The organism is Treponema sp. HNW (assembly GCF_050320395.1).
GTDB lineage: Bacteria > Spirochaetota > Spirochaetia > Treponematales > Treponemataceae > Treponema_C.
In genome coordinates this window covers 958663-974224 of sequence record NZ_CP144459.1, presented here as the reverse complement: position 1 = coordinate 974224, position 15562 = coordinate 958663, and the positions used below count along the sequence as shown (strand labels likewise).

Genomic DNA, 15562 nt, shown 5'->3' with positions numbered 1-15562 from the left:
TCAGAACTTGGCGGTAAAGCACTGAGGTGTCAAAATTGACTACGTTTTTTTGCATTTATGTCAGGTTTCCCAAACATGTATGAAAGATTCTTTTAATGTCAGTAAAAACAGCTTGTATAATATCGAGTTCGTCCCGTTCCCATATAGGAATGTACACTTCCGAAGATTCCTTCTTTAAGGCAGGAAGATTATTTCCGTAAAATAATTTATCATACACACCGACTGTTTCCCCGGATGGACCGTCATCATCACCGATAAAATGCTCACTATATGTATATGCCATATCGGAAGCAATATTCCAATAATCCAAAAATATATTGCAATCTATATCATATAAATTAAATTCATGCATAAAACTATCTATGTTATAACATACCGCTTTATTTTTTTGAATATTTAAATTATGTGCAGTACAAAAATTCCGTATTTCATTTTCGTTTTCAAAATAAAGTAATGTATTTGTCGTATCGGTCAAAAATCTATCCCTTTTACCGTCATCAAACCATAGACAATAAAAACTGCGGGAAGCGAGGATAAAATTTATTAGGCAATAGTGTATTTTGATATCGCCAGATTCAACATTATCTGTCATACGCCCTTACCTATTTTGCGGTACTTATTCACTTTCTTATTTGTTTCGCTATTCTTTCTTTATTTTTATATACGTCGCTTCTTTTTTCCACTCCGAGAACGGTTATTGTTAAAATATTGTTTTCAAGTACCGCAAGCAATCTAAAATCTTTAAATGACTTGTGTTTAAACCGCCACAAACCTTTTAAATTACCTGCCAATTCCGTACCGCCGTTATTATACAAATCGGTCGATGTTTTTAGTGTTTTCAATTTTTGAACATAATCGTAAACGGCATTTTTAATATTATTTTCAAGTTTGCGTACCTGCTTGGCGGCTTTCGGAGAAAAGTTTACCGTATACACTTAGGAAAAAACCTCATCGATTGAGTACGTTTTTTTTCCGCCCTCTACCCATTCATTATACGCATCTTCTGCAAGATAGTAATCTTCCATATCATCGAGCTGTTGTTCAATAGCCCGTATGGCATAAAATGTTTTTGTTCTGCCCGTTTTAAGTGCGAGCCGTTCAAGGCGCGACTCGGTTTCAGGTTTTAAACGTAAGGCTAACATAAACACCTCCGAAGTAAATGTTATACGAGTATATCGCTATACAAGTATAGCGGTAAAGCATTAAGATGTCAAATATGTTTTAAGCACCGACCGTATGTAAGTCGAAACCGCAAGGTCTTATTATGGAACTGTCGTACTTTAAATACCGCGGGAAATCGTCATCCTTCGCTATAGGCAAAAAGGAAATGCGGCACAAATCTTCCCCTTCCCGCTGCGAACTTAATTGAATTCTCACTTTATAATCTCCGCGTTTAATTTTATAAAAACATGAAGCGGTAACAGTCGCAATTTCAATGCAATTATTCGGCACCGTAAATTTGAATTCCAAAATACGCTTTGCGTCATCGCAGATAACCGCGTCCTGCGATACATCGATGTGTAAAATCCCGCTTTCGGAAATCGTCATAATACCGACGGATTCCGGCCGGAATGAAAACCCCTGCTCAACATGTTTTTCGTTCCATTCATTAAAGGGATTTTTAAGTCCTTTGCGGAAAATATGAAATTGTCTGTAACATAAATCCAAACTGCAAGATGTATGCGATTCCCGAGCCATAGATTTTATTTATCAACCTCGGTTTTTGTAAAATTGCTTACATTACAACATTCAATTTTTTACATAATGCTTCTTGCAGTGTTTGACTAAAATTAAGTCCGGCTTTTTCCGCCTGTGCATTAAGCCAAAAAGGGATAGTCAATGTTTTTTTTACAGCCTTTTCATTCACCTTGAATTCACCGCACACAAAGACAACAAAACTGTCTTTGTCGGTTTCTATTTTATTTGCCGAAGATGCGGCAGGTAAGGTATCAACGGTATAATCGTCTTGTAAAAACAGTTCCATTGCCTCAACGGCATTTATATATGCTTCGGATTGACTGTCGCCTTGCGTCATACAACCGTTCAGATCGGGAAACTCAACCCAAAAACCCTCGTCCTCATAATGAAAAACGGCAGGATATATAACCTTCATTTATCAACCTCGGTTTTTGTAACCGTAAACAGTTTTTCCAAGTCGGCGATGTTGGAGGCGTCCGGATACAGTTCGGCGTAGGATGAAAAAACGGTGCGCGCCTGTTCGTCTTTTTTAAGGGCATGCAGGACAAGGATGTAGTTTGTGCATACGTCTTTGTCGTAGGGGTGTGCTTCATATAAGGCTTCGTATTCGGTTTCGGCTTTTTCCAAATCGCCTTTTTGACCGTAAATCCAAGCAATCGATTTTTTTAAAAGAAGATTGTCTTTATCCTTTTCGAGTAAAGAACCGTATTCTTTTAAAGCGGTATTCCAGTCTTTGGCAAGGGCGGCGGTACGGCCGATTTTGAACGAAAGTTCACGGTCGCTTTTAACGCCCGTGCGTAAGGCTTTTTGATAGAGTTCAAGCGCCTTGTCGTATTTTTTAAGCTCGGCATAGGAATCCGCCAAAAGATAATATTCGCGCCCCAAATCTTCTATCATACCCGATGAGCGCGCAAGAGAGTTTGCGCCGCCTGAAGCGCAGGAAGCAAGCGCAAGTGCCGACACAAGTGTGAACACCGGTATCGGTACAAGCGGCAAAAACAAAAACGAAAACGAAGGCGAATGCCTGAAAAAGCGGCGGCGCACGGCGTTTAATGTCCCAAAACGGTTTGTTCGATTTTACGCAGCTGAGAGCGGTACAATCCTGCAATATTGGAACCGTAATCGGCAATAAGCTGGATGATATTGCGCGGGGAAGCTTCGGCATCAACACCGTTTAAGCGGTCGCCCGCATCGCCCAAGCCGGGCATAATGTAGGCGGAGTCATTTAAAACGGGATCCATCCACAGGGTATAGCAGGTACAGTTATCCAAAGCACGCACCACGCGCAAACTGCCTTTGAGGGCGGCTATAACGTTAAAAAACAAAATCGAGCGAGGCTTTACGCCCTGTTCCAAAAGATATTTTACAATCGTAACCAAAGAGCCGCCGGTTGCATTCATCGGATCGGCAAAGACAAGGTCTTTTCCGTCCATTTCGCTAAGATTAAAAAAGGATTTTTCCAAATCCAAAATATATTCCATATTCGATTCCAGTTTCGAATCGTCGCGCTTTATTTTAAACAAGGCAAAGGGCGTTACATAACCGTGCGAAGAATATTCTTCGATTTCTTTGGATATAATCATCGACGGAAGAAGGGCGCCGCGCAGCATAACGCACATAACCGTATTTTCGATTTTAAAATCGATGTCGGGAATTTTATGCACGGAATAGTTTTGCACGGGAACGGTAACGGGCGTTTTTACAACGAGGTAATTTTTATTGTCGGTTTGGTTTCCGGCAAAGGCCATGCGGAACAGCATTTCGTAAGCTCTTTGGCAATAGTATACGAACTCGTTGTGTCCCGTGCGTATATCGCGCAGTTTTGCGATAACGCGGGAAGCTTCGGCATGGGCTGAACGTTCGGTTGCAAACGAAAACACTTTTAAAGCCGGCACTTCTTTACAGATTTCCTGCATTAAGTGCCCCATTTCGTTAAATACGTCTATAACTTTTTTTTCTTCGTTTGCAATGGACGAGCTGAAGCCGCCGGCGGAAAGAAGGCTAAAAGAGTTCATAGCGCGCTTATACATCGCGTCCATTTGAGCCAAATAGTCCTGATCTTTTTCGGTTAAATAGCCGTCCAAGGCTTCCGCTTTTAATATAACAGTTGATTTCATACATTCTCCCGATTATTTTTTAGGCCGAAATCCCGCCAAAAGGGCGGGAGACACGGCAAAGTTATCCAACACCAAAATATTTCCCGCTTCCGGCTTTACGATAATATTCGTTCCCAAAACGGCAAAGCGGAACAGTTTTTCGGCAATTTTTAAAGCGCGCTCATCGCGCATTTGAAGTTTTAAATGAACGATTACGTAATCGTCCTTATAGGGCTTTACGGTACCGGCCGCATAGTCGATAGCAAGTTCAAGTGCGGAACCGACCATTTTGGGCAAAAGCACTCCCGCCTGCGGCATATATAAACCGGCTTTTTCGTCATCCTGTATAAAAGAGCGTACCGGCACTTTTTCCGTCCCCAAAAGCGGCCAATCCGGTTCGGGCGAGCCGAGCAGGCGGTACAGGGCATACTTTTTTTGCATGGACAAAACGTCCTTGTTCGACACAAAGACGGTGCCGCTGTCCGGATATGCAAGTTCAAAACCGTAAGAGGATTTTTTACGCTTAAAAAGGGTATCGCCGTCTTTTGCGCTTATATCGGCCCAGCCTTTTTTGTGCGTTAAAGCCGCATTAAGAAAAAATAAGGGATAGTTTCCGCGCAAAACGATTTGAAACGACACCTTATTCATCAAGCCCTTGCCCTGTTCGACAAAAAATGCCGCATAAACGGTAGAGGTGCGTCCGAAAATGTCCTGCAAATCGGAATCGGAAACTTCATCCGTCCATGCGCGCACAAGATTTTGAAGAAAGCTTTCGTTTCCTTTTACGGGAATGCGTAAATACATCCCCGCACCCTCGTCGAAAAGGGTAAAAGGATCGATATGAGTTTCCGCTACGGGCGGCGTTTTACAGGCGGCGAAAAAAAGGCTCGCTGTTATACAGAGCGGCAAAACCGCACACAAAAGCGTTTTTTGTATTTTTTTTTGTGCATTATACTGCACCTTATACTTTTTCAAGGTCTGCCTTCCATACAAGATCGCCCGCTTCAACGCAAGCGGCGGAATCGGCGATTCCCGAATCCTTCCAAATTGCGTCGGCTGCAAGGGTTTCGCTCATAATGTAATCGCCGAACATTTCAAAGGCTTTGCCCAATTCTCCGTCGGGGTCGGTACCGGCTGCGACAAAAAGTTTTATGCGGTCGGTAACGTTTAAGCCGCGCTCTTTGCGCAGGTTTTGAACGCCGCGTACCAAATCGCGCACATAGCCTTCAAGCTTTAATTCTTCGGTAATTTCCGAATCGAGGGCAACCGTCAACGTTCCTTCGTTTACAACCTTTAAACTCGATTTTTCCAAACGCTCGACGATTATCTTATCTTGGGTCAATTCAATCGTTTTACCTTCGACATCGATACTTAATACCGCACCGTCAAGCACCGACTGAATCGCCTGCTGTTCGAGGTTTGCGATAATCGCAGAGGCGGACTTCATAAGGGGGCCCAGTTCTTTACCGAGGGTGCGGAAATTCGCCTTTGCGCGGTATTCGACCAATTCGTCTTCGCGCTCGTGGAAAACCACCTTTTTAACGTTCAGCTCTTCGCGTATGGATTCTTCCATAGACAAAAGCACGGTTTTTTCGTCGGCATTGCGCGTAACGAATTCGACGCTTTTTAAGGGCTGGCGGATTTTTAAGTTGTACTGATAGCGAAGCGCGCGTCCCATGGAAACGGCCTTTTGTACGGTTTCCATTTTAAACTCCAATTCCGTATCGCGCTTTTTGGCATCGTAAACGGGATAGTCGGCCAAGTGAATCGATTCGGGATCCGCCTTTGTGCCGGTTTTTCCGCCGCTTGCTTCTGCGCCGTCCAAGCGCAGGTTTTGCCACATTGCTTCGGTAATAAAGGGAATAACCGGGGCTGCGACAAGGGCAAGGGTTTTAAGGGCGGTATACAGGCTTTCGTACGCTTCGATTTTATCTTTATCGTTTTCGCTTTTCCAAAAACGGCGGCGGCTCCGGCGGATGTACCAGTTGTTCAGCTGGTCGATAAAAGAGACAATCGGGTCTATCGCAGCGGAAAGGTCGTAGGCGTCCATCGCTTCGGTTACTTCTTTAACCGTTTTTTGCGTAATCGATAAAATCCAGCGGTCAAGGGGATTGACGGGCGCTTTGTTTTCAAAGGCGCTGCCGCTCACTTTAACCTTATCGATGTTCGCGTATGTTACAAAAAAGCTGTACGAATTCCACAACGGAATTAAAATCCCTTTAAGAATATCGCGCACGCCCTCGTCCGAATATTTTAAGTCGTCGGCTTTAACGGCGGCCGAATGCATTAAAAACAGGCGGATAGCGTCCGCACCGAACTGCTTTATAACATCGGCGGGGTCGGTGTAATTGCGCAAGCTTTTGGACATTTTTTTGCCGTCGGAGGCAAGGATAAGACCGTTGACGATACAGTTTTTAAACGCGGGCTTATCGAACAGGGCGGCCGCCAAAATGGTGAGCGTGTAAAACCAGCCGCGCGTTTGATCCAAACCTTCGGATATAAAGTCGGCGGGAAAATGATTTTCAAAATAGTCCTTGTTTTCAAAGGGATAGTGATTTTGCGCATAGGGCATGGAACCCGATTCGAACCAGCAGTCCAATACTTCGGGAATGCGCTCCATTGTGCCGCCGCATGAACAGGGAATCGTGATTTTATCGACAAAGTGCTTGTGCAAGTCTTCGGGATATGTTCCGGAAAGCTCTTTGAGTTCTTCGCGGCTTCCGATGCAGACGGTTTTCGCACAATCGGGACATTTCCAAATCGGAAGCGGATTTCCCCAATAGCGGTTGCGGCTGATAGCCCAGTCGCGCGCCCCTTCAAGCCATTTTCCGAAGCGGCCCGTTTGTATGTGCGCGGGCTGCCAAGCGATTTGATTGTTTGCCTTTAAAAGAGCCGGCCTCATTTGTTCGACTTTTACAAACCAGCTTCCGATTGCGCGGTAAATAAGGGGGCTTGAACAGCGCCAGCAATGCGGATAGGCGTGCAAAATCTGTTCGCGCTTTACAAGCTTTTTTTCGCTTTTAAGGCGCTCGATAATATCCTTATCGCAGTCTTTAACAAAACGTCCCTCGTAATCGCTCACTTCGGATGTGAACTTACATTCGCCGTCAATCGGACACACCGTCGGAACGCCCGTTCCCTTAAAGATTTTATTGTCGTCTTCACCGAAACCGGGAGCCGTATGAACAAGACCGGTTCCGTCTTCGGTTGTTACAAAGTCGCCGTTAAAAACGCGGAATGCGCCGATTGAAGCGGGATTTCCGTCCGAGCCGTCGGTTTTTTCGGCTAAAGAAGCAAAATAAGGGAACAGAGGTTCGTAGCGCATATCGAGCAGTTCGCTTCCCTTTTTTTTCCATACAATCGTATAATCGGCTTCGTTTTTATAATAAGCGCACAAGCGCGATTCGGCTAAAATATAGTATTCATCGCCGTCTTTTACTTTGACGTAATCGATGTCCGCCCCTGCGGTAAGACCGAGGTTGGAAGGCAGTGTCCAAGGGGTGGTCGTCCATGCCAAAAAGTAGGTTGAACCGTTTAATACGTCTTTATCGTCAAAACCTTCGGGTATGCCGTTTACTTTAAATCGCACCGTGATTGCGGGATCGTGCACATCTTTGTAGCCGCCCAAATTCAATTCGTGATTTGAAAGCACGGTTGCACAGCGGGGGCAATAGGGCAAAATATAATGACCTTCGTATAAAAGTCCCTTTTCCCACAAACGTTTCATAACCCACCAAATGGATTCCATATAGTCGGGGTTCATGGTTTTATAGTCGTTTTCAAAATCGACCCAGCGTCCCAAGCGGGTTACCGTTTGCTTCCATTCTTTTACATAGCGCAGCACGCTTGCACGGCATGCTTCATTGAATTTATCGATGCCGTATGTTTCGATATCGGCTTTACTGTTGAGTTTTAATTCTTTTTCGATGAGATTTTCGACCGGAAGGCCGTGGCAGTCCCAGCCGAAGCGGCGTTCCACCTTTTTACCCTTCATCGTGTGATAGCGCGGTATAATGTCCTTTATCGTGCCGGGAATAAAGTGCCCGAAATGGGGTAAACCCGTTGCAAAGGGAGGTCCGTCATAAAACACATATTCATCGCAGCCTTCCCGCTGCTCTACCGATTTTTGAAATACATTATTTTTTTCCCAAAAGCTCAGGATTTCTTCTTCCTGTTTGGAAAAATCGACTTTGGGATCAACCGCCTTATACAAAACAAAACCTCACAAAAAAATAAATTCGGATATATAGTATAAAAGTATACTGTAAAAAGGAAAAAAATACTAGTACTTGAAAAAAGTGAAGGCATGGACACTGAACAATGGTTTATATAAACATAAAATCAAACGTGTGCGATGTGAACCCGTCCCGCAAAAAGGCTGTCTGGAAGCTTCGCTGACCGATACCGCGTTCGCTAATGACGCTTTTTACAGGGAAGCAATTCTGAAGAATTGCTTCCCTAAACGTATCAATCCGCGATGTTTTGCGAAGCAAAACTCGTCGTGCAAACGGACGGCACCATTTGTGCCGCCCGTTTGCACAATGTGCAGATTTTTTTGCGGGCGCGAAACCCCATCGCACACCTTCTATTATCTCCATGTTAAAACAACAATAGTGTAGTGTCCCTGCCTTCACCGTTGTTTCAAATCCCGTACAAGGAGGTACGGGAAAGCCATAAATAATCGGTTTTACGCGGAGCGTAAAACCGGAGTTGAAAACCGAACAAGGACGTGAGGTTTTCAAACTACATCCATGCACGGTTTGAAACTTGAGTTTTAGACAGCGCCAAGCACTATCTAAAACTCATTTATCTGAGGCGTTTTCCGGCATCCGTGCCGGGGTATTAAAAAGCTTCCGCGTAACACTTTATATTTGATTTACTTTATGGTTCTGTACACGGATGTGCAGAAAAACCGTTGATAATCAATTTTATGCGAAGCATAAAATTGGAGTTCAAAACCGAACAGGAGGTTCGGTTTTGAACTATTTGCGGGCGCGAAACCTCATCGCACACCTTCTATTATCTCCATGTTAAAACAACAATAGTGTAGTGTCCCTGCCTTCACCGTTGTTTCAAATCCCGTACAAGGAGGTACGGGAAAGCCATAAATAATCGGTTTTACGCGGAGCGTAAAACCGGAGTTGAAAACCGAACAAGGACGTGAGGTTTTCAAACTACATCCGTGCACGGTTTGAAACTTGAGTTTTATAAAGCACCGAGCGCTCTATAAAACTCATTTATCTGCGGCTTTGAAACGGCTGCCCTCTGCTACGGTCGACAAAAGTACGCATTACCTCATGTTAATCCAACCGAAAAAAAAGCTGTGCATTTGAGTTTGATTTTTAGGTCGGTACATACGGACTGCGAAACAAAATGAGGTACCGAATTTATGCGTTTTTTACTTGTTTTTTCCGTACTATTTCCGTATCTTTAATACAATAGGAGTTTATATGGAAACGACCAATTCGCCCAAAAGGCGGAAAAAATTCAATGCGACGCCTGCAACCCTGTTTACGGCCGCAGCGGTTGCGCTTTTTGTCGGTATTGCGGCGACGGGTTTTTACATCGTAGACGAAACGGAGCAGGCGGTTGTAACGCGCTTCGGAAAATACCATAAAACGCTCGATGCGGGCTTGCGTTTTAAAATTCCCTTCGGTATAGACAAAAATTACAACGTACCCGTAAAGGTTGTGCAAACCGAGCGATTCGGTTTTACCACCCTTAAAGCGGGGCAAACGAATAAATACAAAAACGGCATTACAAAAGAATCCACTATGCTCACCGGAGATTTAAACATCGTCGATGTGGAATGGACCATTCAATACCGCATTGTAGACCCTGCGGCTTGGCTTTTTAACGTACAGGAGCGCGTACAAACCATACGCGATATTTCCCAATCCGTTGTAAACACCCTTGTCGGCGACCGCACTATTTTAGGCGTTATGAGTTCGGAGCGTTCGGCAATCGAAGAATCTGCAATGACTTTAATGAACGATAACTTCAGTCAGCTGGGCTTGGGTATAAAGGTTCTCACCGTAAAACTGCAAAATATCGTTCCTCCGGCAGGAGTTCAGGACGCCTTTGAAGACGTAAACCGTGCAAGTCAGGATGCCGAGCGCTATATAAGCGAGGGTAAAGAAGCCTATAAGCGCGAAATTCCCCTTGCCAAGGGAAAGGCCGACCAGCAAATTCAAATTGCCGAAGGTTATGCGGTTGAGCGTATAAACCAGGCGCACGGAGATGTAGCCCGTTTTAATGCGGTGTATCAGGAATACCGTAAATCGCCTGCGGTTACCAAACAGCGTCTGTATTTGGAAACCATGGAACAGGTATTTAATGCAAACGGTAAAACCCTGCTCATAGACGGAAAATTAAACAACGTATTGCCCATCAAAAATCTTGATTTGAAAAAGGGAGACAAAGAATGAAAACAAAACAGGCATATGCGGTTCTCGGAACCGCTGCGGTCATTGTCGCCATCTTTTTAATGCTGGGTCCCCTGTACATTGTGAACGAAGGCTCCCAAGCAGTTGTAACACGATTCGGCGAGATTGTGGACACTCATACCGAAGCGGGGTTATATGTAAAGGTTCCCTTTATAGATGTCGTAACCGTATATCCCAAACTGATTTTATCTCTTGACGGAGACGCATACCGTATTCCTACAAAGGAAAATCAGTTTATTATCGTCGATACGACTTCACGCTGGCGCATTACCGATCCTAAAAAATTCTACCAATCCTTAAAAACGCTGAATGCGGCCTACAACCGATTGAGCGACGTTATCGATTCGGCAACACGGACGGTTATTACGCAAAACCCCTTGAGCGAAGTGGTACGGACATCGAACCAAATCAACGATAAAATACGCACGGGATTGACTGAGACTACGGATACGGAGCTTAACGTTTCCGAAGTTCAAATCGAAACGCTGGTAAACGCAAATACCCTTGTAGAACAGGTAAGCAAGGGACGCCGTCAGTTAAGTTTGGAAATGGCGGCCGAAGCACGCAAAACGGTGGGCGAATACGGCATTGAATTGATAGATATTGTACCGCGTCAAATCAAATATTCGGACGAAATGACCGACAGCGTGTACAACCGTATGATTACCGACCGCAAGCAGGTTGCACAAGCTTACCGCTCATGGGGAGAGGGACAAAAAGCCGATGTACTGGGAAAACTCGAAAAAGACAAAAAAAGCATAGAGTCCGAAGCTTACCGAAGAGCGCAGGAAATTAAGGGAAACGCGGACGCCCAGGCGGCACAAATCTATGCCCAAGCATACGCAAAGGATCCCGAATTTTATGCGTTTTGGAAAAGCATGGAATCGTATAAAACCACGGTTCCCGGATTCGATGCGGCTTTCAGCACAAACATGGATTACTTTAAATATCTGTATGCGCCTTCGGGCCGCTAAATCTTGTATCGGACGGCCTTTTGCAGTGATAAATGTAGACGATGTATTACGCATAAAAAACAATACGCTCGAATTAAACAGCGGGCTAAACGAGCAGGAATTTGCGCGCTCCCGTTTGGCCCGGTATATGAACGAAGAAGGACTCTTATGTAAACCGGACGGAAGCGCCTCATTTAAAACCGAAGCCTTCCGTTTTACAGGTACGGCGGTAAAAAACGGCAAAGTTGTTTTGTCCGGCTCCGGTTTTAAGGGACAATCTCTTTTATCGTTTATACAAAACGCTATGAGCGCATCCGCCGAGAATTCGCCTTGTTCCGATAGGGCTTGTGCCGAAAAAATCGCAGCCCTTAAGGCCCTCGATGCCGTATACCGCGCCGTCCGAATGCTTAGCGGGGATACAGGGGCTCAAAACAGTGCACAAGGCAAAGCCGCGCAAAGTTTGCATAACTGCGGCCCCTTAAGCATTTTATACGGAAAAGACGGCTCGATATTGTTTTTGCCGCCTTCTCTTTTTGAGCGCAGTATGCTTGCCCGTTCGGGAAAAGAACGCGCCTTTTTGTACGGCTTTTGGGTGCGCGGCGGTACAAGCGAAAGCGAAAGCTTTGACTTTACCTTTGCAGCCTGTACCTATGCGGTACTTACCGGACAACCGCCCTTCTCCGCCTCGGACGAAGAAGAGCGTATTGAAGACTATACCGACGACAATTTTATTCCGTTGTCCCTTCTTTTTCCGTATATTGCCGATAACGATGAAGGCCGTTCTTTTCAAAACCTTATTCGGACAGTCGACGCTTCCCTTTGTTCGCCGCAGGTTCGGCGTACAAGCATTCAAATAAGGCGCCAAGGACAAGGCCTTCTTCCCTCATTGATTGTCAACCAAAAGGCCTTTGCACAAAATCCTTTTATGCCTCTGCAGCTTCCGCAAACCTGCCGCGGCTCGCGGAAGACCGGGCCCAAAGTACCGGAGCATATACAGGCCGCCGAAGAAAAAGCGCTTTCCGCCTTTATAAAAACGCACAAAAAAAAGACGGCACGGCGGCGTTTTATGCGCAGACAGAGCACAAAACTCGCGATTGCCGCAGGTATTTTTGTACTCATGTCGGCGGCGGTTTTCAGCATTGTTAAAACGAATATGCAGCGCCCGAGTACAAAGGGTATGACTCCCGTTGAAGTTGTGCATACTTTTTATAACGCCCTGCATCAATTGGATACCCTCACCATCGACGGCTGCGGGGACAGAAAAGCGCTTAAAAACTACTCGAATACGGCGGCAAGTCTTTTTGTTACGGGTAAAATGCGCCAAGCCTACGAAAAAACACCCGACTTTTTGCCGCCGGAACAATGGCCCTTTGCATATAATCCCCTCGGCACTTGGATATTCGGCTTAACGCGGCTTTCCGTGAACGCTTTAGAAAATACGAGTTTTACCGATTCGGTATCGGCGCAAAAAGGCGACAGTGTACGGATAAAAGCCGAATTTTTTATGCTTGCCAACGAGGGACCCGAACACTACGCGGTAAGCCGCCACAGTGATGAATTAACCCTTAGCTTCAACAAGAGGTGGCGTATAACGGATATTCAAAGTACAAGAGAAGATATTCAAGTAGACGATGAAGCTTTCAGGCGCGATATAGCCGAAGTTTTGGAAGCGGCACAAAAAGCCCCACAGGAAGCCTTCGCCGAAAATCTTATCCGGGAAATCGGACACCTTTACGGCCGCTACCCCTGGCTTCCCGACGAAGCGGCGCTGCGGCACGGCGCGGAAAAAATTCCCGAATACTGCCGCTTCCGTTAATAAGGTTGCCGTCCCGTTTCTTCAGTCCTATATATCTTGTACAAAAAATATAGGGCGATTTTTCCGGTTATCCTCTATACTGCTATCTGTAGGAGGAAACAAATGCCGTATAATGACAATTGGGACGAGATACTTGACATCTACGTAAAAAAAATTACCGCACCCGACGGCCGCGACACCTTTGAAAGTACAACAACCTTGGTTTCCGATATTATAAACATAGCCGAATTAAAATCATCGGATATGGTCATCGATATCGGATCCGGCTGGGGAAATATCACAATACCCGTATCGCAAAAAGTATTTCATATAACGGGAATAGAACCGAATAAAAAAAATATTGGTGAAGCTGAAAAAAAAACACAAAATTTAAAGATAAAAAACGTACGGTACATACGGGGTTCTTTTGAAAAACCAAACTGTAATATACGAGCCGATAAGATTATCAGTTCGCCGGTTTTTCATCAAATCATATACGGAAAAAGAAAAAATACACTCCGAAAAAAAATCGTTTTTACAGCGAAAGCGACTTGGAAAAAATTCTCGGCGCTTTAAATATGAAAATTACAAAAAAGAAATTATATACTCCCTTTTTCGGTATAGCGGTTATTGAGCACATCGTATAGCCGCCTGCCTAAGCGGCCGCCCTTATTTTCCCGGTATGCCGAAACGCTTGGGCGGAAAAAACCGCAGTATCGGAGTTCCCAAGATATTTTTTTGCGGAACATACTGAGGTTTCATATTCGAATTATAATAGAGGGTGTAAGGATCAAAGACGGTAACGGGCACTTTGCGCACTTCAAGTAAGTGGCGCATATCCAAAGAATTAAAGCGGTTATCGCCCATCATAAAAAAGTTATCGGGCGGAATATACGAGGGTTCCCCTGCCGCAGTGTTTTCGGGAAATACCGGCATATTGCGCATATCGTTAATCGACACCAAATAAAATACGGCATTTTGAGCGTCCATAAGATATCTCAAGCGCTCGGTATCGCGGTTTTGCTCGGAAGCGCTTACGCCGCGGTTTATCAATTCGGCGGTGCGTACGGCAAGGCGGCCGAAACACAGCTTTAATATGAGATTTTGGCGGAACATCGCATCCGAATAGATATCGCCGCCGATTAAAACGCTTTGCTGCGCCTCCCCGTTTTTTTGCACTTCCGATACGGCTTTGTCAAAAGCTTTTTCCCAATCGGTCATAAAGGCATCAAACCACAGCTCTCCGCCTGAAAACATCAAGAGCTTTCGGATAAGGGTATCGCTTTGAGTAAAAAAAGCATAGACATCGGTCATACTTTCGGGAACCAGGCCGGATATTGCGGTATCAGAGGCGGCAAGCCCCGACAATATTTTCTTTTCGGCTTTAAAACGGCGGCTTAACTCCCGGGCTTCGCGGGCGGCTTCTTTATAATCAAGAGAGCGCCGCGCCTTTTCAATATCAAGCATATGCTTATATTGTTCGTTTGTCATGGGAATATACTGTACCTTTTCACGCAAGGCGGCCGGAAGAGCGGCGTTATTCCACTGTGCCCAGCGGCTTTCTTCTTCAACGGGACTAAAGTCCTGTTGCTCCGCTGTACGCCGGTATAAAACGCCGTCCTGCATAACAAGCTGTTCTCCGGGAACTCCCGTAATGCGTTTAACCAGGGGATCGGCTTTTACCTCCCCGTTTTCGTCAACATTCAAATTAACCTTTGTAAACGTAAACATCAATACGAGCTGGGATAAAAAGCTTTTTACTTCGGATTTATTATCCTGCGGATAGCGGGGGTTACGAAAAATAACTATATCTCCGCGCTCATAGCTTCTCATAATCGGTAAGCCCGTATCGGAAACGGGGAAACGCGGCCCTGAAGCGGTTTTAAAACCGATAACCCTGTCGCCGATTAAAAATTCGGGCACCATGGATTCGGAAGGAATCACATAGAGCTGGAAGATAAAAATATTGATAAGAACAACCGTACATACCGCCTGCACAATCGCGTCAATCCAATCGAAGGTCTCAAACAAAACTTTTTTCAAACCGCGCCGCTTTTTCGGTTTAAGAACACCTTTTTCATCGACTATGCCGAGTTCAACCGCTTCGCAGGCATAGTCTTTATTTTGAATAAAAAACCGTTTCGGACTGAAAAAATAAAGCAAAAAAACGGTACACAGGGAGGCCGCCAGCCATAAAACGACAGAGACCGTGTCATAAGCTTTGACTGCCGAAGTTTCTCCGGCGCGGCGGATAATAAAGGCGGCAAGCAATATAAAGGGAAGATATTGATACAGTTTATGAATAACAAAAAAACGTTTTACCCGGCACTTTTTAAAAAAGAAAAAGCTTTCACGGGCAAAAAAAAGCGTAAAAACCGCAGTTACGGTAAAAGCATACAATCCCTGTTTGTCCAAAGCAAGGGTAAAATTAAAAAAAAGCTGTAAAACGGAAAATACAATACATAAAAAAAGTACAATATAATTCAAGAATATGAGAATCTTTTTCATAAAATCAGTATAGCAAAAAAACAAAATATATACTACAATCAAAATATATATTACCGATTGCGGCAC

Annotated in this window: 14 protein-coding genes; 4 read left to right on the top strand and 10 right to left on the bottom strand. The window is 44.8% G+C overall.

Features of this window, described 5'->3' with window-relative positions; genetic code table 11:
* Window positions 1-55 precede the first annotated feature (55 nt).
* The 9 genes from V1L52_RS04530 to ileS form a co-directional block, all read right to left on the bottom strand.
* The gene (locus V1L52_RS04530; RefSeq protein ID WP_428771113.1) at window positions 56-592 is read right to left on the bottom strand and encodes a hypothetical protein; all 537 of its coding nucleotides are present in this window, start codon (window positions 590-592) and stop codon (window positions 56-58) included.
* A gap of 28 nt (window positions 593-620) precedes the next feature.
* A complete protein-coding gene (locus tag V1L52_RS04525) occupies window positions 621-935 on the bottom strand; it encodes a type II toxin-antitoxin system RelE family toxin (protein WP_428771112.1) in 315 nt (104 codons plus the stop codon).
* Window positions 936-1142 carry a type II toxin-antitoxin system RelB family antitoxin gene (gene relB, locus V1L52_RS04520; RefSeq protein WP_428771111.1) on the bottom strand — a complete coding sequence of 69 codons (207 nt, stop codon included), beginning with the start codon at window positions 1140-1142 and terminating at the stop codon, window positions 936-938.
* Window positions 1143-1221: 79 nt separating this feature from the next.
* Window positions 1222-1698: a competence protein ComJ gene (comJ, locus tag V1L52_RS04515; RefSeq protein ID WP_428771110.1), complete on the bottom strand. Its 477-nt coding sequence runs from the start codon at window positions 1696-1698 to the stop codon at window positions 1222-1224.
* A 37-nt stretch (window positions 1699-1735) separates the two neighbouring features.
* Window positions 1736-2113 (bottom strand): type II toxin-antitoxin system HicB family antitoxin, encoded by a 378-nt coding sequence (locus V1L52_RS04510; protein ID WP_428771109.1) that lies wholly within the window; start codon window positions 2111-2113, stop codon window positions 1736-1738.
* On the bottom strand, window positions 2110-2673 hold the full coding sequence (locus tag V1L52_RS04505; protein WP_428771108.1) for a tetratricopeptide repeat protein: 564 nt from the start codon (window positions 2671-2673) through the stop codon (window positions 2110-2112). The genes V1L52_RS04510 and V1L52_RS04505 overlap by 4 nt, the downstream gene beginning before the upstream one ends.
* A gap of 74 nt (window positions 2674-2747) precedes the next feature.
* A complete protein-coding gene (locus tag V1L52_RS04500; RefSeq protein ID WP_428771107.1) occupies window positions 2748-3815 on the bottom strand; it encodes a uracil phosphoribosyltransferase in 1068 nt (355 codons plus the stop codon).
* A 12-nt stretch (window positions 3816-3827) separates the two neighbouring features.
* Window positions 3828-4769: a lipoprotein gene (locus tag V1L52_RS04495; protein WP_428771106.1), complete on the bottom strand. Its 942-nt coding sequence runs from the start codon at window positions 4767-4769 to the stop codon at window positions 3828-3830.
* Window positions 4756-8007, bottom strand: a complete 3252-nt coding sequence (ileS, locus tag V1L52_RS04490) for an isoleucine--tRNA ligase (protein ID WP_428771105.1) — start codon at window positions 8005-8007, stop codon at window positions 4756-4758. The genes V1L52_RS04495 and ileS overlap by 14 nt, the downstream gene beginning before the upstream one ends.
* A gap of 1237 nt (window positions 8008-9244) precedes the next feature.
* Between ileS and hflK the strand changes: the two genes are divergently transcribed.
* From hflK to V1L52_RS04470, 4 genes are all read left to right on the top strand, one after another.
* Window positions 9245-10222: an FtsH protease activity modulator HflK gene (hflK, locus tag V1L52_RS04485; protein WP_428771104.1), complete on the top strand. Its 978-nt coding sequence runs from the start codon at window positions 9245-9247 to the stop codon at window positions 10220-10222.
* Window positions 10219-11214 (top strand): protease modulator HflC, encoded by a 996-nt coding sequence (hflC, locus tag V1L52_RS04480; RefSeq protein WP_428771103.1) that lies wholly within the window; start codon window positions 10219-10221, stop codon window positions 11212-11214. Before hflK ends, hflC begins: the two co-directional genes overlap by 4 nt.
* Window positions 11215-11239: 25 nt before the next feature.
* Window positions 11240-13009 carry a hypothetical protein gene (locus V1L52_RS04475; protein WP_428771102.1) on the top strand — a complete coding sequence of 590 codons (1770 nt, stop codon included), beginning with the start codon at window positions 11240-11242 and terminating at the stop codon, window positions 13007-13009.
* A 102-nt stretch (window positions 13010-13111) separates the two neighbouring features.
* A complete protein-coding gene (locus V1L52_RS04470) occupies window positions 13112-13564 on the top strand; it encodes a class I SAM-dependent methyltransferase (protein ID WP_428771101.1) in 453 nt (150 codons plus the stop codon).
* Window positions 13565-13657: 93 nt separating this feature from the next.
* On the opposite strand, the gene lepB is transcribed toward V1L52_RS04470, so the two are convergent.
* Window positions 13658-15496, bottom strand: a complete 1839-nt coding sequence (gene lepB / locus V1L52_RS04465; RefSeq protein WP_428771100.1) for a signal peptidase I — start codon at window positions 15494-15496, stop codon at window positions 13658-13660.
* Window positions 15497-15562: the final 66 nt, after the last annotated feature.